At 58.1% G+C, this 25115-nt stretch carries 24 protein-coding genes and 2 tRNA genes; 9 read left to right on the top strand and 17 right to left on the bottom strand.

Going from position 1 to position 25115, the window contains the following annotated elements:
• Positions 1 to 107 precede the first annotated feature (107 nt).
• Both gdhA and BD293_RS13590 read right to left on the bottom strand, forming a co-directional pair.
• Entirely contained in the window at positions 108 to 1460 is a 1353-nt protein-coding gene (gdhA, locus tag BD293_RS13595) for an NADP-specific glutamate dehydrogenase (RefSeq protein WP_142082561.1), read from the bottom strand.
• Positions 1461 to 1502: 42 nt separating this feature from the next.
• Positions 1503 to 2566, bottom strand: a protein-coding gene (locus BD293_RS13590) for an IS630 family transposase (protein ID WP_142079576.1) whose coding sequence is annotated in 2 segments (ribosomal slippage) — positions 1503 to 2078 and positions 2081 to 2566 — 1062 coding nt in all. Because the reading frame shifts where the segments join, the coding sequence is not laid out codon by codon here.
• Positions 2567 to 3833: 1267 nt separating this feature from the next.
• Between BD293_RS13590 and BD293_RS23125 the strand changes: the two genes are divergently transcribed.
• Together BD293_RS23125 and BD293_RS23120 are read left to right on the top strand one after the other, a co-directional pair.
• Positions 3834 to 3974, top strand: coding sequence for a hypothetical protein (locus BD293_RS23125; protein WP_246086302.1), 141 nt, complete (start codon positions 3834 to 3836; stop codon positions 3972 to 3974).
• Positions 3975 to 4250, top strand: coding sequence for a tyrosine-type recombinase/integrase (locus BD293_RS23120; protein WP_246086301.1), 276 nt, complete (start codon positions 3975 to 3977; stop codon positions 4248 to 4250).
• Positions 4251 to 4259: 9 nt separating this feature from the next.
• On the opposite strand, the gene BD293_RS13580 is transcribed toward BD293_RS23120, so the two are convergent.
• The 6 genes from BD293_RS13580 to BD293_RS13555 form a co-directional block, all read right to left on the bottom strand.
• Positions 4260 to 4334, bottom strand: a tRNA-Val gene (locus BD293_RS13580).
• 116 nt (positions 4335 to 4450) lie between these two features.
• Positions 4451 to 6856: an endopeptidase La gene (lon, locus tag BD293_RS13575; RefSeq protein WP_142082559.1), complete on the bottom strand. Its 2406-nt coding sequence runs from the start codon at positions 6854 to 6856 to the stop codon at positions 4451 to 4453.
• Positions 6857 to 7251: 395 nt separating this feature from the next.
• Positions 7252 to 7593 carry a DUF2853 family protein gene (locus BD293_RS13570; RefSeq protein WP_142082557.1) on the bottom strand — a complete coding sequence of 114 codons (342 nt, stop codon included), beginning with the start codon at positions 7591 to 7593 and terminating at the stop codon, positions 7252 to 7254.
• A gap of 124 nt (positions 7594 to 7717) precedes the next feature.
• Positions 7718 to 8896, bottom strand: coding sequence for a lytic murein transglycosylase (locus tag BD293_RS13565; protein ID WP_142082555.1), 1179 nt, complete (start codon positions 8894 to 8896; stop codon positions 7718 to 7720).
• A gap of 73 nt (positions 8897 to 8969) precedes the next feature.
• Complete coding sequence (locus tag BD293_RS13560) at positions 8970 to 9950, bottom strand: glutathione S-transferase family protein (protein WP_142082553.1); 981 nt, start codon at positions 9948 to 9950, stop codon at positions 8970 to 8972.
• An 88-nt stretch (positions 9951 to 10038) separates the two neighbouring features.
• Positions 10039 to 11211: a MalY/PatB family protein gene (locus BD293_RS13555; RefSeq protein ID WP_142082552.1), complete on the bottom strand. Its 1173-nt coding sequence runs from the start codon at positions 11209 to 11211 to the stop codon at positions 10039 to 10041.
• A 98-nt stretch (positions 11212 to 11309) separates the two neighbouring features.
• Between BD293_RS13555 and def (BD293_RS13550) the strand changes: the two genes are divergently transcribed.
• The 6 genes from def (BD293_RS13550) (at position 11310) to BD293_RS13525 (ending at position 14559) form a co-directional block, all read left to right on the top strand.
• Positions 11310 to 11831 (top strand): peptide deformylase, encoded by a 522-nt coding sequence (def, locus tag BD293_RS13550; RefSeq protein ID WP_142082550.1) that lies wholly within the window; start codon positions 11310 to 11312, stop codon positions 11829 to 11831.
• Complete coding sequence (gene def, locus BD293_RS13545; protein ID WP_142082548.1) at positions 11828 to 12322, top strand: peptide deformylase; 495 nt, start codon at positions 11828 to 11830, stop codon at positions 12320 to 12322. Before def (BD293_RS13550) ends, def (BD293_RS13545) begins: the two co-directional genes overlap by 4 nt.
• A gap of 25 nt (positions 12323 to 12347) precedes the next feature.
• Positions 12348 to 13241, top strand: a complete 894-nt coding sequence (gene fmt, locus BD293_RS13540; protein ID WP_142082546.1) for a methionyl-tRNA formyltransferase — start codon at positions 12348 to 12350, stop codon at positions 13239 to 13241.
• 279 nt (positions 13242 to 13520) lie between these two features.
• Entirely contained in the window at positions 13521 to 13733 is a 213-nt protein-coding gene (locus tag BD293_RS13535) for a hypothetical protein (RefSeq protein ID WP_142082545.1), read from the top strand.
• Positions 13720 to 14250, top strand: coding sequence for a hypothetical protein (locus tag BD293_RS13530; RefSeq protein ID WP_142082543.1), 531 nt, complete (start codon positions 13720 to 13722; stop codon positions 14248 to 14250). The genes BD293_RS13535 and BD293_RS13530 overlap by 14 nt, the downstream gene beginning before the upstream one ends.
• Positions 14251 to 14280: 30 nt before the next feature.
• Entirely contained in the window at positions 14281 to 14559 is a 279-nt protein-coding gene (locus BD293_RS13525; RefSeq protein ID WP_142082541.1) for a hypothetical protein, read from the top strand.
• 54 nt (positions 14560 to 14613) lie between these two features.
• On the opposite strand, the gene BD293_RS13520 is transcribed toward BD293_RS13525, so the two are convergent.
• The 3 genes from BD293_RS13520 to BD293_RS13510 form a co-directional block, all read right to left on the bottom strand.
• Positions 14614 to 15510, bottom strand: coding sequence for a DMT family transporter (locus tag BD293_RS13520; RefSeq protein WP_142082539.1), 897 nt, complete (start codon positions 15508 to 15510; stop codon positions 14614 to 14616).
• Between the two features lie 202 nt (positions 15511 to 15712).
• Positions 15713 to 16501 (bottom strand): glycosyltransferase family 2 protein, encoded by a 789-nt coding sequence (locus BD293_RS23565; protein ID WP_425467947.1) that lies wholly within the window; start codon positions 16499 to 16501, stop codon positions 15713 to 15715.
• Between the two features lie 105 nt (positions 16502 to 16606).
• Positions 16607 to 17020 (bottom strand): hypothetical protein, encoded by a 414-nt coding sequence (locus BD293_RS13510; protein ID WP_142082535.1) that lies wholly within the window; start codon positions 17018 to 17020, stop codon positions 16607 to 16609.
• Positions 17021 to 17300: 280 nt separating this feature from the next.
• On the opposite strand from BD293_RS13510, the gene BD293_RS13505 reads away from it, so the two are divergent.
• Positions 17301 to 18557, top strand: a complete 1257-nt coding sequence (locus BD293_RS13505) for an ISL3 family transposase (RefSeq protein WP_142079999.1) — start codon at positions 17301 to 17303, stop codon at positions 18555 to 18557.
• Positions 18558 to 19127: 570 nt separating this feature from the next.
• Here the strand turns inward: BD293_RS13505 and BD293_RS13500 are convergent.
• The 6 genes from BD293_RS13500 to BD293_RS13475 form a co-directional block, all read right to left on the bottom strand.
• Positions 19128 to 20480 carry an IS1380 family transposase gene (locus BD293_RS13500; protein WP_142081982.1) on the bottom strand — a complete coding sequence of 451 codons (1353 nt, stop codon included), beginning with the start codon at positions 20478 to 20480 and terminating at the stop codon, positions 19128 to 19130.
• Between the two features lie 268 nt (positions 20481 to 20748).
• The gene (locus tag BD293_RS13495) at positions 20749 to 21510 is read right to left on the bottom strand and encodes a glycosyltransferase family 25 protein (RefSeq protein ID WP_142082533.1); all 762 of its coding nucleotides are present in this window, start codon (positions 21508 to 21510) and stop codon (positions 20749 to 20751) included.
• A gap of 166 nt (positions 21511 to 21676) precedes the next feature.
• Positions 21677 to 21751: transfer RNA gene (locus tag BD293_RS13490), tRNA-Gln, on the bottom strand.
• Between the two features lie 195 nt (positions 21752 to 21946).
• Positions 21947 to 22819 carry a 3-hydroxyisobutyrate dehydrogenase gene (gene mmsB, locus BD293_RS13485; RefSeq protein ID WP_142082531.1) on the bottom strand — a complete coding sequence of 291 codons (873 nt, stop codon included), beginning with the start codon at positions 22817 to 22819 and terminating at the stop codon, positions 21947 to 21949.
• The gene (locus BD293_RS13480) at positions 22816 to 23865 is read right to left on the bottom strand and encodes an enoyl-CoA hydratase/isomerase family protein (protein ID WP_142082528.1); all 1050 of its coding nucleotides are present in this window, start codon (positions 23863 to 23865) and stop codon (positions 22816 to 22818) included. Before BD293_RS13480 ends, mmsB begins: the two co-directional genes overlap by 4 nt.
• Entirely contained in the window at positions 23865 to 25007 is a 1143-nt protein-coding gene (locus BD293_RS13475; protein ID WP_142082526.1) for an acyl-CoA dehydrogenase family protein, read from the bottom strand. The genes BD293_RS13480 and BD293_RS13475 overlap by 1 nt, the downstream gene beginning before the upstream one ends.
• Between the last annotated feature and the right edge of the window lie 108 nt (positions 25008 to 25115).

The raw sequence follows: 25115 nt of genomic DNA, 5'->3' as shown, positions 1-25115 counted from the left end.
GCCGGAGCTGGTAATAGCAGATCGGAGTGCCTTTCATGGTCCGGCTTTCGACAGCGAGGTGGCCGACTTTGGGAACATGCGACCCTTGAGGTGCTGGTTCCGGTCTGTTAAAGCACTCCGCCTACGATCATTGCTTCGGCGAGCCGCCGATACCCTGCCACATTCGCCGCACGACGATAGTCGATCCCGCCAGACGCAGTGCAGCAACTGGCGCGTTCGCGCTTCAAGAGGCTGTGAATGCCGCACATTACGTTGCGAAGCTTGCGATCGACTTTCTCAGCCTCCCAGAAAGTGAAGGCGGCATTCTGCTGCATCTCCAAGCCTGAGACAGCAACCCCGCCTGCATTTGCGGCTTTACCGGGAGCCTGCACGATGCCTGATTTGGCCAGATGTGCTTGAGCCTCTGCCGTGACGGGCATGTTCGCCCCTTCCGCCAGATAACCGCATCCGCTGTCTCCCAATGCGCGTGCATCCTCAATCTGGACTTCGTTCTGCGTGGCGCATGGAAGGGCAATGTCGGGTTCGAAGTGCCACGGTGTTTTTTGTGCATGAAAGCAGATGCCAAGATCCTTTGGTGGATCTTGCGCTGCATCGCCACTGGCATCCAGAACCCAGTCCAGAGCTTCGGAAGAAACGCCGTCCGGCGCATACCAGGTTCCTGCGCGGCCCGATAAGGTGATGATCTTTGCGCCCAGAGCCAATGCCTTGCGCGCCGCATGGCTGGAGACATTGCCACGACCTGACAATGCGATGCGCTTGTCTTTGAGCGTTTTGTTATCCTCGGCCAGCATGGCTTGCAGGAAATAGATAAGCCCGTAGCCAGTGGCTTCTGCACGCATAGCACTGCCACCCAAGGCAAGCGGCTTGCCTGTCAACGCGCCGCCCCATCGGCGGGTCTGTCGTGTCCAAGCCCGCGTCATGAGCCCGACCGCGGGCGCGCCCACGCCTATATCACCCGCGGGCACATCGTATTCGGGGCCGATATGTTGCCCAAGCTCTGCCATGAAAGCTGCGGCAAAGCGCTCGATTTCGCCCTGTGAACGGCCTGCAGGCTCGAAATCCGCTCCGCCCTTGGCCGCGCCAAGCGGCAGGCCGGTGAGTGCGTTCTTCAACGACTGCTCGAAAGCCAGAAACTTCAGAACCGACGCGGTGACAGTCGGATCCCACCGAATACCTCCTTTATAGGGGCCAAGCAGGTTCGTCTGTTGCACCCGCCAGCCACGGTTGATCTGCACGCAACCGGCATCGTCCCGCCATGTCACGCGAAACGAAATAACACGATCAGGCTCCGCTAGCCGTTCGAGCACGCGCGCTTGCGTGAATACGCTGTTGGCCTTCTCTACGTTCAGCACATCGCGCGCGACTTCTTCGACGGCTTGCAGAAATTCGTCTTCGCCTGCATGGCGCGCGGTGATCTGATCCATAAAACCAGAGAGCAGGGTTTCAGTGCGGTCTTTCATCAAAACGTCCTTTCGGCAAAGTGTAATACCAATCAGCATTGATCAGAACTCTTGAGCCCAGTCGCGGGTTCCAATGGAGGTGATTGTGTCGGGCATGCTGACCAATTTGTTCCAAGCCTTGCAGCAATGATCTACGATGTCTTCATAGGTTTCGAAGATGAGGTTTGATAGCCAGTTGTCTCGCATGAATTGCCAGATGTTTTCGACTGGATTGAGTTCTGGGCATTTTGCGGGGATCGGGATGATGGTGATGTTGTCCGGAATGACCAGCTTGTCAGTCATGTGCCATGCGGCTTGATCCACGAGCACAGCCCCATGTGCTTTGGGTGCGACAGTTTGGGAGATTTCAGCAAGATGCAGGGCCATCGCTTCGGTATTGCACGCTGGCAGCACAAGACCTGCAGCTTTCCCGAGGGCTGGGCAAATCGCTCCAAAGATGTAGCTTGAACTCGTGCGCTGATCATGTGGGGCGGAAGGTCGCGTACCGCGCTTCGCCCATCGGCGCGTGATCTTGTTTTTCTGGCCGACACGCGCTTCATCTTGGAACCAGACTTCGATCACAGTGCCTTGCAGGAGCCGTGCGCGGAGCTTTGCTACTGCGGCTGCAAACCCTTTTTTTTAAAGTCCTCCAGTGCGGCTGTATCTTGCGCGTGATGGCGCGGGCGTGCTGTGAGTTTGACATAACCAAGCGCCCTGAGTTCCCGGCTTATCGACGTCTCGTGAAGTGAAATCCCAAATGTGTCTGCAATCCATTTCCTCAGATCACTCAGGCGCCAGCGGACGACCCCATGGACCGATAAGGTCGGACCGCTCTCAACAATTGCAGCAAGCGCCCTGCGCTGCTCATCGTTAAGCTTAGACTGCTGACCAGGAGCTTTGCCGTTGATCAAGCCGTCAGGCCCGCGGGCATTAAACCGCTCCACCCAGTCACGGACAATTTGTAGGCCAACACCACCAATCCGAGCAGCATCGCTGCGCCGACCGCCATCATAGATCTCCGCCAGCGCCAAAAGCCTGCGGGCTTGGTTGGCATCCTTTGTCTTTCGCGCAAGTTCTCTCAACTTCATGCCGTCGTAGTCTGTCCGTAACGCGAGCGCTGCGCCCATAGAGAGGCCCTCCCCAGAAAATCTGACGCCATTGAGTCAGATCTTCATAGATTTGGGAATCCCAAAACCCTCAGAAGAGTCAGATTTCGCGAGACTTGGTATAAGGCAAGTGCCATGGCCCACCATGTGGCGAGCGTTGGGGATAGATCTGTTTGGAACAATGCAAATATCAAGGCAAAGCGAGAGGAGACCTCTCGTAACAGAGGCCCTTCGGCAGATGTAAATTTCTTGCCAAGTGAAAGCACGGACAATGGTATCGTCGTGTTGTGGAACACTACAGATCTTGCGTTGAGTGATGTTTTCGATCCGCCACTGCGCCAGACATGTCAAAAATCGACATGCCCAGATTCAAAAAAGCAGCGAAATATGCGCGACACGAACTATCTCACGCTAACGAGAGGTGTTCATGCCAGTCTGTGATGAAAGGGAAACCCCATGTCATCTGACCCCAAATCTGAAAACGAAGCAACAAGCGGCTTCAAACCGAGTTTTTGGTGATCTTCTAGAAACGGATCGCCCACTCAATCCCGAGCAACTGGCAGACAGGTGGTCATGTTCCGCCGAAATGGTCAGGAAGCTCGTAAAACAAGGGAAACTTGACGGTTTCCGTGTCGGTTCTCTGTACCGCATTCTGTCTGACAGCATACTGGAGTATGAAAAATGCCAGAACTCAAAATCGGACGCCTGCGCCGGGGATACTGCGTTTCTTGGGAGACCTAAGGAAAGCGGAGCCGTCATCAGCTTAAGGCACTCACCCGAGACGAAGCAGAGGCCGAAGCGCGAGACGTCTACCTAGCCCAATCTGGGCAGTGCGCAGGCTGACTGTCGCAGATATCTGGGAAGCGTATATCGATTTCCTTGGCAACAAGCCAACAGCATATACCATGAAGTGTACCGGCAAAGCTGTGCTTGCCCATTTCGGGTGCCTTCGTCCCGATCAGATCAGAGTGGACGACGCTCGAACGTACTTCGCAAATCGGACTGCTGTTGGTCGAAAACCCGGCAGTGTCCAAATCGAGTTGGGCCATTTAAGATCGGCGCCGTCGTGGGCTGAGAAAATGGGGATCATCGAGCGCGCACCGTATGTCAAGAAACCGCCTAAACCGGACAGTGATGTGCGGCCGTTGTCGGATGACGCAATTCATGCATTGCTAGTTAACTGCGCCAGCCCCCATGTCACGCTTGCGGTCGTGTTGATCCGCACCACTGCTGCGCGCGTGGGGAAATCCTCGACCTGACTTGGGATCGAGTCGATTTCGAAAGTGGCGTGATCAACCTGCGCCTGCCCGATGATGTCACGCGCAAAGGACGCGCGGTGGTTCCCATGAACCGTATGTTGCGGGCAGCGTTGGAGGAAGCCTACCGTGCGCGCCTATCTGACTACGTGGTCGAATACGCTGGTCATTAAGTGAAAAGCATACAGAACGGTTTTAAGGCGGCACTCAGACGCGCGAGTATTCAAAGCGGGAAGATCCACCAGCTGAGGCAAACAGCAGCAGTGCGCCTTTTGTCTGCGGGCCAGCCGGTAGAGAAGGTCTCTCAGTACATGGGGCACTCGAACCCAGCTGTTACATACAAGGTATATGCACGGTTCCTACCCGAGCATCTGACCGACGCCGCTGAGGTTCTGAAGTATGGTAGGTTCAATGACCCAATGCGCACTTTGCGGATAGCGCGTAACTGATTGATATCATGGTGGGCGATGAGAGATTTGAACTCCCGACATCTTCGATGTGAACGAAGCGCTCTACCACTGAGCTAATCGCCCCCGTTGGCCAGCGCTATAATGCGACGCATACCAAGGCGCAACCCCTGTCGAGAGCAATAAAGTCGGGCCTTGCCGCCGGTGTGAAACGGCGGCAAGGCCTTTGTATTGGGCGGACTTTAATGCGGGGCGCGCAATGTGTCGGCGTTGCCTTGGTTGGTCAGAAGCGCTTGCCGCGCCGCATCTTCGGCTTCTTCGTCCCACTCAATCGCTGTCGGCTGTCTGACAAGTGCATGGCCCAACACTTCGCGCACATCGCTGACGGGAATAATGGTCAGACCAGCTTTCACATTCTCCGGGATTTCCGGGAGGTCTTTTGCGTTATCTTCTGGGATGAGCACTGTCTTGATGCCACCGCGCAACGCGGCCAAAAGCTTCTCTTTCAAACCGCCAATACCCAGAACATTCCCGCGCAGTGTCACTTCGCCTGTCATGGCGATGTCTTTGCGCACAGGGATTTGCGTCAGAACAGACACGATGGATGTCACCATCGCAATCCCTGCACTGGGTCCGTCCTTGGGTGTTGCACCTTCCGGCACGTGGACATGGATGTCCAGCCGGTCAAATCGCGGCGGTTTTACCCCGATCTCTGGCGCGATTGAGCGGACATAAGAATTGGCCGCATCAATCGACTCCTTCATCACGTCGCCCAGCGTGCCGGTCGTTTTCATCCGGCCCTTGCCGGGCAGGCGCAGTGCTTCGATCTGCAACAGATCGCCGCCCACCTGTGTCCATGCCAGACCCGTGACAACACCGATCTGATCTTCCTTTTCGGCCAGTCCGAACCGGTGACGCGGCACGCCCAGAAAATCGGCAAGGTTGTCGCGCGCGACGATGACCTTGTCAGTTTCTTTTCTGACGATCTTGGTAACCGCTTTGCGGGCAATTTTGTTTAGTTCACGCTCCAGATTGCGCACACCGGCTTCGCGCGTGTAGCGGCGCAGGATTTCGGTGATTGCGGCGTCAGAGATGGTCAACTCACCCTTGCGCAGCCCATGATTTTTGAACGATTTGTCCAGCAGGTGGCGACGGGCAATTTCCAGTTTCTCATCTTCTGTATAGCCGGACAGTGGAATAATCTCCATCCGGTCCAGTAACGGCCCCGGCATGTTGTAGGTGTTCGCCGTGGTCAGGAACATGACATTCGAGAGGTCATACTCCACTTCCAGATAATGGTCGACAAAGGTTGCGTTCTGTTCCGGGTCCAGCACCTCGAGCATGGCGGAGGCCGGGTCGCCGCGGAAATCCTGCCCCATTTTGTCAATCTCATCGAGCAAGATGAGCGGGTTCGTTGTCTTGGCTTTCTTCAACGCCTGAATAATCTTGCCGGGCATAGAGCCGATATAGGTACGACGGTGGCCCCGGATCTCGGATTCGTCGCGCACACCGCCCAGCGAAATGCGGATAAATTCGCGCCCTGTGGCACGCGCCACAGACCGGCCAAGGCTGGTTTTGCCCACACCGGGCGGGCCGACAAGGCACATGATCGGGCCTTTGAGATTTTGACTGCGTGCCTGCACGGCCAGATATTCGACGATGCGTTCCTTGACCTTTTCAAGGCTGTAGTGGTCTGCGTCCAGAACATCCTGCGCGCGGCCAAGGTCTTTCTTGACGCGGCTTTTCACACCCCACGGGATCGACAGCATCCAGTCCAGATAGTTGCGCACCACGGTCGCTTCGGCTGACATGGGGGACATGTTTTTCAGCTTCTTCAACTCGGCCTCGGCCTTGTCGCGCGCTTCCTTGCTGAATTTGGTGGCCTTGATGCGGTTTTCCAATTCGGCCAGTTCGTTCTGACCGTCTTCGCCATCGCCCAATTCCTTCTGAATGGCCTTCATCTGTTCATTCAGGTAATATTCGCGCTGTGTCCGCTCCATCTGGCTTTTCACGCGGGTCTTGATCTTGCGCTCGACCTGTAGGACGGACAACTCGCCCTGCATCATGCCATAAAGCTTTTCCAGCCGCTCGGAGGTGTTTTCCGCTTCCAGAAGTTTCTGCTTTTCGGCAACGCTGGTGCCCAGATGCCCGGCGGCAAGATCGGCCAGAACGGCGGCATCATCTGCTTCAGCAATCGCGGCAAGGGCTTCGTCAGGCACGTTCTTGCGCATTTTCGCATAGCGCTCGAATTCTGTCTGAACGGCGCGCATCAGCGCCTTGATCGACGCGGAATCGCCAACTTCATCAGGGAAGTCGCGGGCGACCGCCTCAAAATAATCTTCATTCTCGACAAAATCCTCGATCTGCACGCGTGTGCGCCCCTCGACCAGAACTTTGACTGTTCCGTCGGGAAGTTTCAGCAATTGCAAGACATTCGCCAGCACGCCGACGGTAAAAATGTCTGCCGCTTCGGGGTTTTCTTGGGTGTGATCTTTCTGTGCGACAAGCAGGATTTGCCGGTCTTCGGCCATGACAGCCTCAAGCGCGCGCACTGATTTTTCCCGGCCCACGAAAAGTGGGACGATCATGTGGGGGAAGACCACCATGTCGCGCAGGGGCAACACGGGGTGGCTGTTTGAATGATCCATATGCTTGTCCTTAAAACTGCCGCGATAGCGATACGCTGTTGGAACACAATTTGGGCTTGGAACGCGCAGGTTTCAACCCATGCTGTTTCCTTGCCGAACACCGTCCTGTTACACAAAGGAAATCTGCCGTTTTCAAGGCATCAGCATGTCAAAAACCACCGCCGGTCGGATACAAGTTCAGCGGTTCAAGACCAGATGACCGCAGTAATTTTCTCAGGTTACGGCATTTTAGTAGATTTGGGGTTCCGGCATGCCGGAACCCCACTCACCCACGTGCCCTTCACGTCACGGGAAGAATCAGACCCCGGTCGTCCTGACCAGATAGGTCTAATATTGCCGTCACCCGGCGCAAGGGCAAGTCTTTAACACCTCAGATTTTGGACACTTCGCCGCGTTTAGCTGTAGACGCTTTCTTTGCCAAAATGTCGTGTCAGCAAATAGTAGACCACGGCACGGTACTTGTTGCGCTCTGACCTGCCATATTGTTCGATCACGGCGTCAATCGCATCATGCAGGTCTTGCCCGTCAGGCAGGCCGAGTTTCTTCATCAGAAAATTCCGGCGCACTGTGTCGAGTTCGTGCTTCTGTGTGGCGGCGACCGTGCTGGCATCGGCGTTATAGATTGACGGGCCGCATGCGATCGTCACCTTGCGCAGCAATGCCATGTCAGGCTCTACCCCGCATTTATCCCGCAGATCAGAGGCATAGCGTTCAATCAAATCATCTCGGCGTCCCATGTATTTCCTCCAAAAACCAATAATTAAAATACCGTCAAGATCCGGCTGCGCAGATCGCAGCCAGATTGGAAGAAATGCAGCGCAAAACCAAGAAGAATTTACCAAGAACCGCCAGACGCCGCGATCAGAGCATCCTCAAAAGCTGCGGCGTTGGCCAGCCATCCGCAGGCAAGCCCAGCTCCGCTTGCACATCCTGCACTGCCGCGCGCGTGTTCGCCCCCAGAATGCCGTCAATTCCCCCCACATCAAAGCCACGCTGCGCAAGCTGTTGTTGCAACTGGCGCATCTGATCCTGATTGAGGCCGGTTTCAGGGTTTCCGGCCTGATAGACTGGCGCGCCGCTCAGTCGGGTGGCGAAATAGGCCGCAGTGGTCACATAGATAAAGCTCTGGTTCCACTCAAACAGAACGCGGTAGTTGTGAAACACCATGAAAGCTGGCCCACGGTGCCCTTGCGGCACAATGACAGAGGCGCGCAGATTGCCCGAGGGCAGGCTGCCATGTGTCGGGCGCACGCCCAGTTGTTGCCATTCGTTGACGGTCATTTCTGTGCGGATGCCTGTGCGTCGCAGGTCCAGCCCTTGGGGCAGGGCGACCTCATGCAGCCACGGCTCGTTCGCGCGCCAGCCCTTGCCGCGCAGCATGGCGGCGGCAGACATCAGCGCATCAGGGGCCGAGCGTTGCAGATCAATCCGCCCGTCGCCATCGCCATCCACTGCGTAGTTAATGATATCGGATGGAAGTTTCTGCACCATCCCAATCTCGCCCGCCCATGCGCCACGGGTTTGCACAGGGTCCAGCATGCCGCGCCGATACATTTCGATTGCCGCGAAAACTTGCGGGCGGAACAATTCCGGTCTGCGGCAATCATGCGCCAGAGTGACAAGGGCGTTCACGGTGTTAAAATCGCCCTGTACGGCGCCATAATCCGTCTCGAACGCCCAGAAGGCCAGCAAGATGCCGGGCGGAACGCCATATTGCTGTTGCGCGCGCTCGAACACGGCGCGGTAGCGTTCATGATTGCGCCGGCCGTTGGTTATCCGGCCTTGCGATATCAGCGCACGCGAGAAATCCAGAAACGGGCGCTGAAAAATGCCTTGGCGACGGTCGGCGTTGATGACGCCCTGTTCCTGCCGGACATTGCGAAAGAAACTGTCGATCCGGGATCGGTCATGCCCTTTGCTGGCCGCCTCTGATTTCAGCCCATCGACAAAACTGCCGAAATTGCCCCCGCAACTTTGGGCCTGCACCGCCGATGCAAAGCCAAATGAAAGAACAGCCGCCAATACTGGAAAAATACGCATAAAGCCCCCTGAAGATTTTACGACACGCTAGCGCATGCGACCCTTCAGGGGGAGTCGCTTTTATGTGATATTCTCAGAGCGTTGCACGGTTATGGGGCGCATCAAACTCCAGCACCGGATTGATCGGGATGATCCGGTTTGGATTGATCGTGTCGTGGCTGTAATGATAATGGCGCACGATGTGATCGAAATGCACTGTCGGGGCCACACCGGGGTGCTGGTACAGATCACGCGTATAGGCCCAGAGTGCCGGATAATCGACGATACGGCGGCGGTTGCATTTGAAATGCAGGTGATACACGCTGTCAAAGCGCACAAGCGTGGTGAACAACCGCCAATCGGCCTCGGTCAGGGTGTCGCCCATCAGGTAGCGCCGCGTTGACAGATGCTCTTCCAGCCAGTCCAGCGCCTCGAACAGCGGGATGACGGCCTTTTCATACGCTTCTTGCGTGGTGGCGAAGCCGGATTTGTAGACGCCGTTATTCACTTCATCATAGATGCGCGCGTTGACCTCGTCGATCTGGGCGCGCAGGTTTTCGGGGTAGTAGTCATCCGTGTTGCCGGTCAGCCCGTCAAAGGCCGAGTTGAGCATGCGGATAATTTCTGCCGATTCGTTTGAAACGATCTTGCCCTGCGCTTTGTCCCACAGCACCGGCACTGTCACGCGGCCCGAAATCTGGGGGTCGGCGCGGGTGTAGATGTCGCGCATGTAATCAGACCCGAACAGTTTGTCCCCCGTGGCCCCGTCGAAATCGGTGTCGAAGGTCCAGCCATCGGCCAGCATGTCGGGATGGACGGCGGACACGTCGATCATGTCTTCAAGCCCTTTCAGCGCACGGAAAATCAGCGTGCGATGCGCCCAAGGGCAGGCATAGGACACATACAGATGATACCGACCGGCTTCGGCCTTGAAACCGCCTTCGCCCGAGGGGCCAGCGCTGCCATCCGCTGTCACCCAGTTGCGAAACCGCGAGGTGTCGCGTTTGAACGCGCCGCCGGTCTTGCTGGTGTCATACCATTCGCTTGACCATTCTCCATTGACCAGTTGGCCCATTGCACTCTCTCCTTTTGTTATCCAACTGATTTGTGTGCAAAGTGTTGCGATAACAATCTGCGCGCATGCGCAGGGGCTGTGCGCACAGTTACTGCAAATCCTTGAACGCGCGCTGTAGACGCGCCACCGCGTCCTCAATCACGGATCGCGGCGCGCCAAGGTTGAAGCGCAAAAAGCTGGTGCCGCCGGTGCCGAAGGTCGGGCCGTGATTGGCGGCAATCTGGGCCTCGCGCTCCACGCGGGCGGTAAACTCGGCCACGTCCATGCCGGTATCTGCAAAATCGACCCACGCCAGATAGGTGGATTCCAGCGGCATCGACCGCAAACCGGGGATCGCGTTGACGCCTTCGTCGAACAGTTTGCGATTGCCGTCCAGATACGCGCGCAGCGCATCGACCCATTCAGCGCCCGCAGGTGAATAGGCCGCCGTCACCGCGTGCAGACCAAAAGTATTTGGCGAAATACCCATCGCCGCAAGGGTCGCGCTGAACTGGCGTCGCAAGCTGTCATCGGGGATGATAACATTGCCGCAATGCGTGCCCGCAAGGTTGAAGGTCTTGGAAGCGGCGGTCAGCATCACCAGCCGTTCCTGCACATCCGGGGCCGCGATGGGCATGGTCGTGTGGGTATAGCCGGGCATGACCAGATCGTGGTGAATCTCATCTGACACCAACAGCAGGTCATGGCGTGCGCAGAACGCGGCCACACCGCGCAATTCCTCGACCGTCCAGACGCGGCCACCGGGATTATGCGGCGAACACAGGATCAGCATGCGCTCATCCCCGGCCATCAGGGAATCGGCGGTGTCAAAATCCATCTCATAGCGCCCGTTCACCAGCGCCAGCGGGCATTCCACCACACGCCGCCCCGCCGCATGGATGGTGCGCGCAAAGGCATGATATACTGGCGTGAACAGCACCACCCCATCGCCCGGCTGCGTCCATGTATGCAGGCACAGGCCCACTGCATTGACCAGCCCATGCGTGGTGAAGATATGCGCGGGGTCCACATTCCAGCCGTGGCGGTTGCTCATCCACCAGCAGATTGCCGCGCGGTAGGCCACATCATCCCCGAAATAGCCGTAAACGCCGTGATCGACGACGTTTTGTAGCGCATCCTGAACAGCTTGCGGCGGGCGGAAATCCATATCTGCCACCCACATGGACACGCCTGTATCTGGTGACACGCCGTAGCGTTCCTGCATCATGTCCCACTTCATGGAATGGGTGCCGCGCCGGTCGATTGTCTGGTCGAAATTCATGTCTGCCCTCCGTTTGGCCCGAAGCTGGCCCGCCCGTCCGCGCAGTGCAAGCACAAAAGCCATTGAACGGCGCATTGGCTTGGCTTACATCGCGCGTCATGAGTATTCGCCCGATCCTGATCCACCCCGACCCGCGCCTCAAGAAGCTCTGCGAGCCGATTGGGGCTGTGAGCGCTGATATCGGCAAACTGGCCGAGGATATGCTGCAAACGATGTATGACGCGCCGGGCGTGGGCCTTGCGGCGCCGCAGGTCGGTGTACTCAAGCGTCTGTTTGTGATGGATTGCGTCAAGGAAGAGGGCGAAAGCCCCCGCCCGATGGTGTTGATCAACCCCGAAATCATCGCCACCTCGGAAGAGGTGAACACCTATGAAGAAGGCTGCCTGTCGATTCCCGAACATTATGCCGAAGTTACCCGCCCCAAACTGGCGACCCTGCGCTGGACCGGGCTGGACGGCAAAATCCATGAAGAAGAATTTGACGGGCTGTGGGCCACCTGCGCCCAGCACGAGCTGGACCACCTGAATGGCAAGCTGTTCATCGACCATCTGGGCACGATCAAACGCAGCATGATCACCCGCAAGATGCAGAAACTCAAGCGTGACAAGGCGCGGGGGTGAGCGTACGCGCCTGCATCCCGTGGCCCGACAAGCGGCTGCGCATGGTCGCCGAGCCAGTGGCCGAGATCACAGACGAAATCCGCGCCCACTGGGCCGATATGACCGACACGATGGAAGCGATGCCGGGTGTCGGCCTTGCCGCCCCGCAGATCGGCGTCATGCTACGCCTTGCCGTGGTTGATGCGTCCGAGGGGCGCGGGCAGGTTGTGCGTATGGCCAACCCCGAAATCCTGCATGCCAGCGCCAAGCTGCGCGCCCATGATGAAGGCAGTCCCAATCTGCCCGGTGTCTGGGCGCAGATCGAGCGGCCCCGCGCGGTGACAGTGCAGTTCCTCAATGACGCGGGCGAGGTCGAGCAGCGCGATTTCGTGCACCTTTGGGCGACGAGTGTGCAACATCAGATCGACCATCTGAATGGCCGGATGTATTTCGACCATCTGAGCAAACTCAAGCGCGATATGCTGCTGCGCCGTGCGCGCAAAGCGGGCTAAACTTGGGCTGGAAAGGACTGACAGGATGCGCGTTATCTTCATGGGCACGCCCGAATTCTCGGTCCCCGCATTAAAGGCCGTTCATGCCGCGCATGATGTGGTCTGCGTCTATTCCCAGCCGCCGCGCCCTGCGGGCCGAGGCAAAAAACCGCGCCTGACACCTGTGCATGCGCGGGCTGAGGCGCTTGGTCTGGATGTACGCCACCCCGCCAGCTTGAAAGACCCCGCCGCGCAGACCGAGTTTGCCGCCTTTGAGGCCGATATTGCTGTCGTGGTCGCTTACGGGCTGATCCTGCCGCAAGCGGTGCTGGATGCGCCGCGCTTTGGCTGCCTGAACATTCATGCCAGCCTGCTGCCGCGCTGGCGCGGGGCCGCACCCATCCAGCGCGCGATCATGGCGGGCGATGCAGAGACGGGCATCTGCATCATGCAGATGGAGGCGGGGCTGGACACTGGCCCCGTCCTGTTGCGCGACGCCACACCGATTGCGCCCCTCGACACAGCCCAGACCTTGCACGACCGGTTGTCCACGATGGGGACCGCGCTGATCACCCGCGCATTGGCCGAATACCATGATCTGACCCCCACGCCGCAGCCGCAAGAGGGCGTCACCTATGCCGCCAAGATCGACAAATCCGAGGCGCGCATGGACTGGACCCGCCCGGCGGATGAGGTCGCGCGCCATATCCGGGGCCTCTCGCCCTTTCCCGGCGTCTGGTTTGACAGCCCGTTCGGGCGGCTGAAACTGCTGAATGCGCGCGCCGTGGTGGGGCAGGGCGCACCGGGGACAATCTTGCACGGCTTGACGGTGGCCTGCGGGACCGGCGCGGTCGAGGTGCTGGAGGTGCAACGCGAAGGCAAACGCGCCATGTCGGCAGATGAGATGCTGCGCGGAGCAGCAGGGGGCGCGCGCGCATAACCTTGCGCGCCCATCAGCACACAAGCACCTCAAAACCAGCTTGCGCGATGTGGGCATGTAGGGCGACTTCAAATCTGTATAGCAAATAACGGGGCGGGATCAGGCAGCGCCGATCCTGCGCAATGGCGCGCGCAGGTCTTCCTTTTCATGCCCATGAGAAACATCTTTACAAAGGCGAGTAATTTTGTCAGGTATGAGTAACCCAGCCGCCTGATACCCCCAAGTTCAGGCCGCCCGGCAAAACAGACCCAAACCCACCCTGTTTTTGCCGGAGATGTCGTGACTGACCCTCATCATTCCTTATTGATCGAAATGCTGGCTATGGATGCCACAGCCAGTGAACATGGCTGCGGGCTGGAGCCGCGCTTGCTGGAAATGCTGTTTGACCGCCATGCGCAGCACCCCGGAACAATCCCGCTGGGCCGCCCGATCCGCCATGACGGGCCCGAATTTGCGGCCCCATCCCAAAGGGTGCGCCATGTCACATCATGACCGCCCTCGCGCACAAGGCAGCGCCCGCCCGCAATTCGCATATCAACGCGCACATGGTCCTTCCCGCGTAGGGCGACCGGATGAGGTCCATCTGGACGATCTGGGGCTTGAGCGTTTCGAGCGCCTTTCCCTCGCGCTGCTGCGCTGGCATTTCCAGAATTTCGCGCAACCTGACAGTCATGGCTGGCTGATGGCGATGCGCATTGCCGCAGCGCATGTCGGATCACGGCAGGCAGGGGTGTTGTGCTATGACATTGTCACTGTGGTTCAGTCGTTGCGCATGGCCCGCAAGACGCCCGTCACCTTCAACCCCGAGGACTGCGCCTGTTGCCGTATCTGGCTGACACCGGACGAACGCCGCCTTGTCGCATTGCTCAAAGCGCTGCGCAAAGGCCAGCAGGGGCAAGCGCAGGTTATCGCCCAAGTTCTGTGCGATGGCGTGCCCGATGCGCCGCTACTGGCCAGCATGCAGGTCTTGCTGAGCCATCATGCACAGCCCGATCCCCTCTCCCATTAACCCAAAGACACACAATAAAGGAAACGCCCCATGAACCGCATTCTGATTGCCGCAGCAAGTTGCCTGATCGCCGTGCCCGCTTTTGCACAGGAACCGGGCCGCTATGTCTATGCCGATTTCGAAAGCTCTGTCCCGCATATTGATCTGGCGGAATGCCCCGAAGGCTTGGCGCAAGGCGATGTGACCTGCCGCGTCACGATGAATGAAGACGCGCTGCATGTCTATGTGTTCGAGGCCGCGGGGGATCGGCCCTTTGTCTCGGTTCACGCTTATTACGACGAAGATTTTGACCTTGTTCTGACGAAGTAACCTCGTCCCTGCTGCCTCCTCCCGCGTAGGGGGCAGCAGGACTATAGCCGCGCATCAACGCATCGCTGCGCCGGATTTTGTGGCGTTTCGCCTGCGCGTATCTGCGCCCCATAGCGTCAACCCCACACCGCCCAGAATGCCTGCGGAACACAGCACAAGGCGCAAAGTCAGCGGCTCTGCGATGAACAGCACACCGCCTGCTGCCGCAATTGCCGGGACCGTCAGTTGCACATAGGCGGCGGTGCTGCGCTCCAGTCTGGGCAGAACGCTGTACCAGATCGCATATCCCAGCCCCGACGCAAGCGCGCCCGAGGCCATGGCATACAGCCAGCCCGCCAGGCTTGTGGTCTGCCAAAGCACCCCCGGCACGATCAGCAAAAGCGCGATGGGCAGGCAGCGTATGAAATTGCCGCCAGTGTCGACAAGCGGGGCGGAAGACCCGCGCCCGATCAACGTGTAGGCCGCCCATGCAAGCCCCGCCATGACCATCAGGCCCGCGCCCAGCGGATCGGGCGCGCTCAGTCCCGGCATCAACAACAGCACCAGAAATATGATCGCCACACCGAATCCGGTCCACTCCAACAGACCGGGCCTGTCGCCTCTGAAAATAGCCCAGCCCAGCATGCCGATCTGCACCGCCGCAAACAACACCAGCGCACCGGTTCCCGCGCTGAGTTCCAGATAGGCATAGGAAAAGGCAATCGCGTAGACAAACAGCGCCAGCGCCCCCGCAAAACTGCCGCCAATCCGGGGTGCGCGCAGCCAAGCCCCCCGATAGGCCAGGATAAGCGCCAACATCACCGCACCAGAGGCCAGCCTTACACCCGTATAGGTCAGCGCATCCGCTTCGCCTTGTGCAAGGGCAACCCTGTTGAGCACGGAATTTGCAGCAAAGGCCAGCATTGCAAGCGTGGTCAGCAGCGCGATTTTCAATGCCGATACGTTCGCCATGCTGTCCGATCCCTTGGGCCTAATTTGGCATGTCAGAGGGGCTATCAGATGGACCTTGGCGCGGCAAGTAATGGGGGGCATATGCGCCCGACTTGCGCGTCTGTCCCGACCCGGCCGAAGCCATTGCGCCACCTAAACCTTCATCCGTTTGACAAGATGTTTGGCACGCAGCAGCGCCTTGAGGTGAAACCCCGGCACATCCTTATAGAGGTGCTCCAGCAGATCGAGCCTTTCGCTGCGCAGGATCATGCGTTGCGCGCGAAAGGCAAGAAATGCAGCCGCCCCCCGCGCGTGTTTCAGGGATGCAATATTGCGCTGAAAGGTCCGCAGATAACAAATCGCGCGCGTTTCCGCATCGGTCGAGCTTGTCAGCCTTGGTGTTTCCACAAGCCGGTCGATGATCATGGCTGGATGGGGGGTCAATCCAAGGCTGATGGCCCGCTGCAAGAAGTCGGCAACATAAATCCGTATCCTCATCAACTCTCTGGTCACAGGAAAGGCCACCCACTGCGTTGAAAAGCGATCTTCGGACCCAAAGACCAGCGCCCAAAGCGGCGATCTTGCGCCTGAATGGCACCCATGCACCCGCAACCCCGCCCTTCAAATCCGATTGGAGCGTCAGGGCCGTGTTTTCATCACCATCATGACGGATTATCTGTGACCCAAATCCCCATGTAGCAGTCGTAATCGCCCTAACACGGTCCGCATATCCCGGAACCAAGGCGTCATCATCATCAAGAAACAGAACCGTGTCCCCTGTCGCCGCGACAACCCCAAAATTCCGCGTATCCGAGGCACCGCCCTGACCTGTGTTATCCAGAACCTTCACGCGCAGATCATCAGTCCACCGCGCCAGCACCGCCCGCGCGCCGGGGTCACGGTCGGCCACCACCAGAACCTCGTCAGAGACAGCGCAACTCGACAACGCCGACGAGACTGCGCGGATCAGCAGGTCCGGCCGGTGATGTGTGGGGATTATGATGGAGAGCATTGGTGCTGTGGGCATGGCCCTGTCTGTGTCCCTTAGGCTCGCGTTGTTTTATCCACTGGAAGTTTTGGGATGCAACTCACAATAAGAGATTAGACTTTCTTAAAGTCACTTTATCAGAAATCCCAGAGCGAATCCCAATAGAGTTCCAAGTCCAAGCGACATCTGGGCGCGTTTCTGCCATTTGCGCTTCTCTGTGTGAAGTTTTTTACGTTGATCTCTTTCGATGTCCAAGAAACTACCATTCTTACATGCACTTAGCCATTCTGTATAATCTTCTGGATAGTCAAAATCTTCTGTCAAATCGTCAATGTGAGTAAACTTAATCTTCAATTCTTTATCAAGCTTTCCGAGTGCGGCCATTTCGGCAAGTAGCTTGTAGAGTTGCCAGCCAGTTGGCTGATCCGAGTTTCTTCTTGAAATCTCTAAAAGTAGTACATCAATAATTTGGTGAGCTTCTTCACTAAAATTTATCGCAAATATTTCAGGACTTGCACAGCCAGTGATGCTACTCCCATGCAATCTTCCTATAAAATTTACTGTTGGTGACGAGCTTTCTAATACTAAAGATACAGCTGAGTGTGTAAAGTAAACATCACCAAAAATGGTCCCTTCGCGATTTGTGTGGGTTGCTGGTGGGCGGCGGATTGAATCTTCTACCAGATATTGTGGTCACAACATAAGGCGCGTCTGTCGCGGAGACCTCAAATATCGCAGCGTCAGACGCGCCGAGCCTGTTGAGCTGCGGCAGTTTTTTTGGATAGGGTGAAGCTTCCTGAAACCAGCGGATGAGGAGGTATTCATGGGTCCCGAGACAAGTTTGTTCACGACAGCTCTTGGCCTGCAGGCTCCGTGGAGTGTCACGGACGTACGTTTTGACGCCAAACTCAAAGAGATCCACTTTGACGTCCGCTTCAAGGCGGGAAGTCGATTTGCTTGTCCCTCCTGTGGCGCGCCCGATCAGCCCGTCCATGACACGCGATCCAGGATCTGGGAACACCTGCGTTTTTTCGAGCACAAGGCTTTCATCCATGCCGATGTGCCACGTGTTGCTTGCAGCCAATGTAGCAAGACCGGACAGGTTCCGGTCCCCTGGGCGCGCAGTGGCAGCGGTTTCAGTCAGTTGTTTGAAGCCTTTGTGATTGCGCTGGTGCGACAGATGCCGGTGAAGGCTGTTGCTGATATGCTTGATGTTGGTGACGATCGCCTCTGGCGGGTTCTTGACCATTACGTGTCGTCAGCGCGAGATCGCGAAGACTTCAGCGCCGTGACCGCCCTTGGGATTGACGAGACAGCTGCGCGCCGCGGGCATAATTACATCACCCTATTTCACGACCTTCTGGCCGGCAGGCTTCTCTTTGCCTGTGAAGGACGTGATGCAAAGACTGTGGCGGCTTTCGGTGAAGATCTGCGCGCCCATGGCGGTGATCCCGATGCCATCTCCGCTGCCTGTATCGATATGAGTAGGGCCTACATTTCTGGCGTCGCAAAGCATCTGCCGAACGCGGATGTTACCTTCGACCCATTCCATGTCATCCAACTGGCCAATGTGGCGCTTGAAGAGGTTCGCCGCGCCGAAGTACGCAGCAGACCTGAGTTGAAACACAGCCGCTGGATGTGGCTCAAGGACAAGAAGAGATGGACGAAGCGGCAGATCACACAGCATCATGATCTATCTCGGATGCACCTGAAAACAGGACGCGCGTTTCGCTTGAAAGAGGCTTTGCGCGACATCTTTGCTGAAGCCGAGTCCAAGGCAGAGGCCGAAGAACGGCTTACCGCCTGGTTTCAATGGGCGCGCCGCAGCAGGCTGCCAGCATTCAAGAAACTCGCTCTGACACTCAAGGCGCACTGGGATGGTATACTTAACGGTTTTGACAGCGATCTGAGCAACGGCGCTGTCGAAGCCATCAACGGCCTCATTCAGGCCGCAAAGGCTCGGGCGCGCGGGTATCGCAAAACCCGCAACCTCATCAACATGTCATACCTCATCGCAGGCAATCTCACCCACTTACCAGCGTCACCCTACCGCACAACATCTTGTGCCACAGGCAAATGAACGGAAACCAAGCCACCCACACAAACCGCGAAATAGCCCCAAAAATTAGAGCAGTGTTCTTGCCGCATGCCCAAATTCTTCTCGAGCTTTGGAGCTTCTGAGCAGAATCTATGATCGAATCTCGCGGAATATATAGAAATTCTGTGCCTTCTATCTTGTACTCGTTCCCGCGTCCCGCAATGGTAATGTCATCGACTCCTTCCATCTGAAGCTTCAGAATAGTATTTTTTAGAAGTGGCTCACCATATACTGGTACAAAATGCTTTTTGACACCCAAGTAATTATTCCACCGCTCAGCTTCGCCCCCGCAGAGAATTATTACCTTGATATCCATAACGAAAGTCTCCTACCGACATTTCCCAAGTGGCCTGCCGTCTGACGTCAAGATCGCCTGATTGCGCCAGTTGATCAAGCGTTTTTCGTCCCGAGCGGCGTCTGCGGTCGCGCAAACGCCTGGAGTTGGGCGGATCGGGCCAGGAGCCCGCAGCATCCCGGCTCGGCGGCGACGTTTTTCAGCGCGGTGGACGGACCTGTCCTGCCGCTTTCGTTCAGTTTGGGTCCGGATCGCGGTCATGCGCATAGCGGTGGCGCTCGCAATCGGCGGATGGCGGCAAGGATGGCGCGCACCATTGGGCCAGTCACCGCGACCTCGGCCAGTTGGAAGGTGATGGCGCGGGCGTGGCGGACGACACGCGCCCCGATCTTGATCAGCTTCAGTTGCAGGCTGGTCAATGACCAGTCGGCCATGGCCTCGGGCAGCTCGATGCAGCGCAGGAAGGTTGCCAGATTGTAAGCCAGCGCGTGCAATTGCAGCCGCACCTCGTTGTCGCGGAACTTCCGGCATGACAGCCGCGTCCAGTGGAAGGCGTATTTGCCCTCCTTGATATGCTGCTCGGCCGTGCCGCGCTGGTTGTAGAACCGAACCACCCAATCCGGTTCCATCGGCAAGTTGGTGACGATGAAGCCAACACGCGGGAACAGCTCGCCTGGGTGCCATTCGATCTTGGCAATCACGCGGCGCTCCTTGTCCCAGGACGCGGCCTGATAGTGGAAATCCTCAAAGAACCGCTTCACCTTGGTCAGCGAAGGCCGCCCTACGGGCCGGTTCAGCCGATGCGCGATCTTCTCGCGCAGGACGCTGTTGGCGGGTAGTCGGATGGCGTAGAAATAGCCTACTTCTTCCAGCCGCGCATAGATCGCGGGGTTCGCATAGGCGGCATCGGCGCGGAATAAGCGCATGATGTCGCGCTTGGCATATCGGGCGATGACGGGGTCGAGGACGTCCCGCCAGCCATCAGCACTATGGACGTTGCCATTGCGTAGGGCGCAGCGTTCCAGCATCCCGAACTGGTTGAACAGAAAGTTCGGATGATAGCAGGTGCAGTCGAAATGCCCGTTCCAGGCGGAACCTTCCTGATCGCCGTGGGTGGGGCTGACCGAGCTGTCCATGTCCAGCACGATGAACTTCAGCCCGTTGCGGTCATGAAACCGGTCGATCCACTGGCCGTTCAGGTCGGCCAGTGCCGCCCGGTTCTCGGGCAAGGCCAGCGTCTCGGTCTCGAACCGCCCCATCTGTGAGGCCGAGGCCGCTTGCGCATCGACAGCCCGACCACCAACAACCTGACGCATCACGGGATCGAGCGCGAGACGGTCGGCATCGTTGACGTCCTCGTATCCGGCCAGCCGCCCGAACACTGACTGCCGGAACAGCCCGTCGAGCCGATGGACGGTGTTCTTGCCGGTGCGGTTGTCGCACAGCGCCGCAGACGCGAGGCCAGACAGCCCGAGCGCGTCATCCAGCTCGCGCATCACCAGAAGGCCACCGTCGGAGCTGAGCTGAGTGCCGCGAAATTCCAGTCGCACGCGAGGGTCGAAATCCACCCGATCTGCTCGCTGCAAGCCCGCACCCTCTGGGTGATCCATAAAACTCGCCCCCTGCATCCATCAACACCATGATTTATATAAGAAATACCATGGTTAGGACAGCAAAATCATAGATTTACTTGGGGAATGCGGGTCCTATCAGTTCAGCGCTTGTTTGGGTTCCTGCGTTGCCTTATGTAAAACCAATCTTTTTTGAATTTCAAAATAGAAGGTTTGGGGTGTAAAAACTTGATTTTTTGTTTTCTATATGGGAACAAGCAGTGTGTAAGATTAATTTTTTAATTTGGCTTAAAGAGATAATTTATATCTATGATATCCTCGTCGTGCGCCTCTTAAACCACCAACGCCGCCAGTAAGCCCATTTGAAAAATCGACGAAGGTTGCGTTTCTCTTTAACAATTTCTGATTGAATTGCGCGGCGCTCAGCCTCAATCGCGGAATCGCCATGCTCCCACTCCGGGTGATCCACCACGCGGGGAAGCGCAAGCATAGTAGGCAACACAGTGACATTACAAGGCCAGTCGGCAGGCCCGCGAAGGGGCAGGCCGTATTTGAGGATATGTGCAGCGGCTTTGTGACTGATCGAATAGCCTGTGGCTAGGCTTGCATTGCGGGCTGCCTTTGCAATCTTGACCCCTTCAATCAATGGCTCTCGCTTGGAGAACTTCCAGATATCGCCATGCATATGATCCAGTTGAATCAGGTCAGTACACCCATAGGCACGGTTCTGGTAAAAGGTCTTGAACATAGCCCCGATGATTGCGTCATCTTCAAGAATGACTGCGCCCGGCAAGCTGCCCTCAACGATCCGTCTGTAGATTGACATATGCGACAGGGCGCAGGCATATTCTGCGTCCGTCATCCTGCGGCCGAACTGAACCTCTGTACCGGGGCGGTCGATCAGCGCTTCGTGTTCCGCCGCCAGACCCGCGCGCCCGTCGATTGCATCGACAAATTCGAATGGGATCGAGCACGCTGACAACTGACACTTGATCTTGTCACGCCGGTCCGTTGCATCCTGTAAAGACACAACAAACACCTGCCAATGATCTGTCCCATCAAGTTGCATCTTTTGGTGCACCGAAGCCCCTGAATTTGCGAGAAGCTTTGCCTGTCGCGGCAGTCCCCGTTGCGATAACCGCCCGAGGCGTGAATGGATTATGATGCTCTCGGCGTCAAGTATGCAGTAATGAACCGCTACAGCGCGCAGTGTTCTTGCAGTGACTTGGAAAATTTGGCTGGGGTGGTAGGATTCGAACCTACGATACACGGTACCAAAAACCGATGCCTTACCACTTGGCTACACCCCAACTCTGCGGCGGGTTTTATCCAAGCATGCGCGGGGCTGCAAGCCCATTCTTCAGGCCATTTTACAACAATTTTGCTTGCCCCCGGACAGGGGCAGTCATGCCGGGCAGATTGCTGCTCGCAACAGGCATGGCAGAGTGCCGGGCGCGGCTGCAAATGCGCAAACGCCCCGCCCTGCCCATCTGCCAACCCGGCGCCTAACTGCGGCCACGTGTCGTGAAGCGGGGCAGCAGGGCCGAGAAATCGCGCCCGCGCCCATCCTCGTTCTCGACAAAATCGGTATAGAGCTCTGTCGCCCGCGCGCCCATCGGTGTATCGGCATCCACCGCGTCTGCGGCTTGCTGCGACAGGCGCAGATCCTTGAGCATCAACTCGGCTGCGAAGCCGGGGCGATAGTCGTTATCTGCCGGGCTTTGCGGGCCGATGCCGGGGGCGGGGCAATAGGCATTCATCGACCAGCTATAACCCGACGAAGTGGACACCACATCGAACATCCGCGCGCGATCCAGCCCCAGCTTGTCGGCCAGTGCGAAAGCTTCGCAGGTGACCGCCATGGTTGCGCCAAGGATCATGTTGTTGCAGATCTTGGCGGCCTGTCCGGCCCCGGCGGCGCCGCAATGCACGGCCTTCTGGCCCATGATCTCGAACAAGGGCAGAACGGTCGCAAATGCGCTGTCGCTGCCCCCCACCATGAAGGTCAGCGTGCCCGCACCAGCACCCCCGACCCCGCCCGATACAGGTGCGTCCAGCGCGCCCAGCCCTGCGGCCAAGGCCATCTGTGCCACGGCGCGGGCACTTTCGACATCCACAGTCGAGCAGTCGCACAGCACAGCACCACTTTGCATGGCCGGAATGACCTGTGCGGCCACATCGCGCAGAATCGCGCCGTTGGGCAGCATGGTAATGACCACATCGGCCCCGCGCACCGCATCATCTGCGTCTTGCGCCTTGTTCACGTCCTCGGGGCAGGGGGCGGCAAGGTCGAAGCCTGTCACCTCATGGCCCGCGCGCGCCAGATTCGCGGCCATCGGCGCACCCATATTGCCCAGCCCAATGAAACCGATTTTCATTTATGTGTCTCCTCCAATGTCTCGAATGTCAGCTCATCCGCGCCAAGCGCGGCCAGCATGGCGCTGGCCTCGGCCTGTGTTACGTCTGCAAGATGGGCATGGCGCCAGCGGGGGGCGCGGTCCTTGTCGATGATTGCCGCGCGGATGCCTTCGAGAAAATCCGCGTGCTCCATGGCGCGCCATGTAAAGCGGTATTCCTGCGCAAGCGCGTCGCGGATGCTGGCTTGCGCACCAAGATTGCGCAGCATGGCAAGCGTGCAGGCCATGCTCAGCGGTGAATTGCGCAGCAGGGCTTGCAGTGCCTTGGCGGCGAATGTGCTGTCATCTTGCTCGAGCGCCTGAGCAATCGCGGGCAGGCTGTCTTGGCCGAAAGCGGCATTAATACTGTCGTGATGGGCCGCAAGTGCGGCCTCTGGTGCGGGGCTGCCCTGTAGCGCGCCAGTGTCACCTGTGGCCACAAGCTGCGCTTTCAGGCTGTCCCAGTGATCCTGCGGGATGAACAGATCGGCAAAGCCCGCGCGGATCGCATCCCCCGGCCCCATACGCGCGCCTGTCAGGCCCAGATAGGCCCCCAAGGCACCGGGTGCGCGCGACAGTATCCATGACCCGCCCACATCGGGCACCAGACCTATGCCGCATTCGGGCATGGATATCTGGCTCGTCTCGCCCACAATCCGGTGACTGGCGTGACACCCCACCCCGACACCGCCGCCCATTACGAAACCTTGCAGAAAGCTGACGATGGGCTTGGAGTATTCCGCCAGTCGCGCATTCATGCCGTATTCATCTGACCAGAACTGGCGGCCATAGCTGTAATCGCCCGACTTGCCTGTGGAATACATCTGAGCAATGTCACCGCCTGCGCAGAATGCCTTGTCACCGGCCGCGTCGATCAGCACGAGTGCGACCGCGTCATCGCGCGCCCAGTCTTTGAGCGCCGCGTCGATGGCAAGACACATCTCATAGCTCAGCGCATTCAGCGCCTTTGGCCGGGTCAGGGTGATCCGGCCTGCGCGCCCCTCAATGCGGATGTCAATATCTGTCATCAGCGCGCCGCCAGCATTTGCCGCGCCACGATCAGGCGCATGATTTCATTCGTGCCCTCTAGGATCTGGTGCACCCGCAAATCGCGCACCAGCTTCTCGATGCCATAATCGGCCAGATAGCCATAGCCGCCATGCAGTTGCAGGCATTGGTCGGCAATGCGGCTGCCTGCCTCGGTCACGAATTTCTTGGCCATTGCGCAGAATTTGGTCGCGTCGGGTGCGCCTTGGTCCAGTTTCCACGCGGCTTGGCGCAGAAAGACCCGCGCGGCCTGCAACTCTATCTCCATATCGGCCAGCCGGAATTGCAGCCCCTGAAACTGGTCGATGCTTTGCCCGAAGGCGCGGCGCTCGCCCATATAGGCCAGTGTTGCATCCAGCGCCGCTTGCGCCCCCCCAAGCGAGCACGCCGCGATATTCAAGCGCCCGCCATCCAGCCCTGCCATGGCATAGGCAAAGCCGCGCCCCTCTTCGCCGAGCAGAGCATCTGCGCCCACGTGGCAATCGTCAAGCTGCACCTGCCGTGTGGGTTGCGAACGCCAGCCCATCTTGTCTTCCAGCCCGCCGAAACTCAGACCTTGCGCGCCGTCCATCACCACCAGTGCGGAAATGCCCTTTGGCCCATCTTCGCCGGTGCGCGCCATAACGATATAGCCATCTGAATAGCCGCCCCCTGAGATGAACGCCTTGGTTCCGTTCAGGATATAGCCTTCGTTGTCGCGCACCGCCCGCGTCTTGAGCGCTGCCGCATCCGACCCCGACCCGGGTTCGGTCAGGCAATAGGACATGAAGCATTCAAGCGCGATCACGCGCGGCAGAAATTCGGCCCGCATCGCGTCCGATCCGAATTTGTCAATCATTGCCGCGCACATGTTGTGGATCGACAAAAAGGCCGCAACCGATGGGCAAGCCTTTGACAACGCCTCAAAGATCAATGTCGCCTCCAGCCGCGACAGTCCTGCGCCGCCCGACTCTTCGCGGACATACAAGCCCCCGAAGCCAAGTTCTGCGAATTGCCCCCACAACGCTTTCGGGATCGTGCCTTGTGCTTCCCAGTCGCGGGCGAAGGGGGCGATATGCTCTGCCCCGAAACTTTCGGCCATGTCGAAAATCGCGCTCTGTTCCTCGGTCAAAGCGAAATCCATGCAGATGTCCTTCCATTCCAGTGCTGCGCCAAGGTCGTGCTAGGCGCAAATTGTTGCAGCAATTTTACAAGGCTCGCGCGCGGCGCGCGGTGCTGAGACGTGGTGTCG

Origin of the sequence: Roseinatronobacter monicus (genome assembly GCF_006716865.1) — a bacterium.
Classification (GTDB): Bacteria; Pseudomonadota; Alphaproteobacteria; order Rhodobacterales; family Rhodobacteraceae; genus Roseinatronobacter; species Roseinatronobacter monicus.
The sequence above is the reverse complement of the archived record's forward strand: the minus strand, read 5'-3'. Positions and strand labels throughout refer to the sequence as shown.

Excerpts from the sequence above, each read along its gene's own strand:
- gdhA (WP_142082561.1), bottom strand. The coding sequence starts at position 1,460 with ATGAAAGACCGCACTGAAACCCTGCTCTCTGGTTTTATGGATCAGATC.
- lon (WP_142082559.1), bottom strand. The coding sequence starts at position 6,856 with ATGGATCATTCAAACAGCCACCCCGTGTTGCCCCTGCGCGACATGGTG.
- BD293_RS13570 (WP_142082557.1), bottom strand. The coding sequence starts at position 7,593 with ATGGGACGCCGAGATGATTTGATTGAACGCTATGCCTCTGATCTGCGG.
- BD293_RS13565 (WP_142082555.1), bottom strand. The coding sequence starts at position 8,896 with ATGCGTATTTTTCCAGTATTGGCGGCTGTTCTTTCATTTGGCTTTGCA.
- BD293_RS13560 (WP_142082553.1), bottom strand. The coding sequence starts at position 9,950 with ATGGGCCAACTGGTCAATGGAGAATGGTCAAGCGAATGGTATGACACC.
- BD293_RS13555 (WP_142082552.1), bottom strand. The coding sequence starts at position 11,211 with ATGAATTTCGACCAGACAATCGACCGGCGCGGCACCCATTCCATGAAG.
- def (WP_142082550.1), top strand. The coding sequence starts at position 11,310 with ATGAGTATTCGCCCGATCCTGATCCACCCCGACCCGCGCCTCAAGAAG.
- fmt (WP_142082546.1), top strand. The coding sequence starts at position 12,348 with ATGCGCGTTATCTTCATGGGCACGCCCGAATTCTCGGTCCCCGCATTA.
- BD293_RS13530 (WP_142082543.1), top strand. The coding sequence starts at position 13,720 with ATGTCACATCATGACCGCCCTCGCGCACAAGGCAGCGCCCGCCCGCAA.
- BD293_RS13525 (WP_142082541.1), top strand. The coding sequence starts at position 14,281 with ATGAACCGCATTCTGATTGCCGCAGCAAGTTGCCTGATCGCCGTGCCC.
- BD293_RS13520 (WP_142082539.1), bottom strand. The coding sequence starts at position 15,510 with ATGGCGAACGTATCGGCATTGAAAATCGCGCTGCTGACCACGCTTGCA.
- BD293_RS23565 (WP_425467947.1), bottom strand. The coding sequence starts at position 16,501 with ATGCTCTCCATCATAATCCCCACACATCACCGGCCGGACCTGCTGATC.
- BD293_RS13505 (WP_142079999.1), top strand. The coding sequence starts at position 17,301 with ATGGGTCCCGAGACAAGTTTGTTCACGACAGCTCTTGGCCTGCAGGCT.
- BD293_RS13500 (WP_142081982.1), bottom strand. The coding sequence starts at position 20,480 with ATGGATCACCCAGAGGGTGCGGGCTTGCAGCGAGCAGATCGGGTGGAT.
- BD293_RS13495 (WP_142082533.1), bottom strand. The coding sequence starts at position 21,510 with ATGCAACTTGATGGGACAGATCATTGGCAGGTGTTTGTTGTGTCTTTA.
- mmsB (WP_142082531.1), bottom strand. The coding sequence starts at position 22,819 with ATGAAAATCGGTTTCATTGGGCTGGGCAATATGGGTGCGCCGATGGCC.
- BD293_RS13480 (WP_142082528.1), bottom strand. The coding sequence starts at position 23,865 with ATGACAGATATTGACATCCGCATTGAGGGGCGCGCAGGCCGGATCACC.
- BD293_RS13475 (WP_142082526.1), bottom strand. The coding sequence starts at position 25,007 with ATGGATTTCGCTTTGACCGAGGAACAGAGCGCGATTTTCGACATGGCC.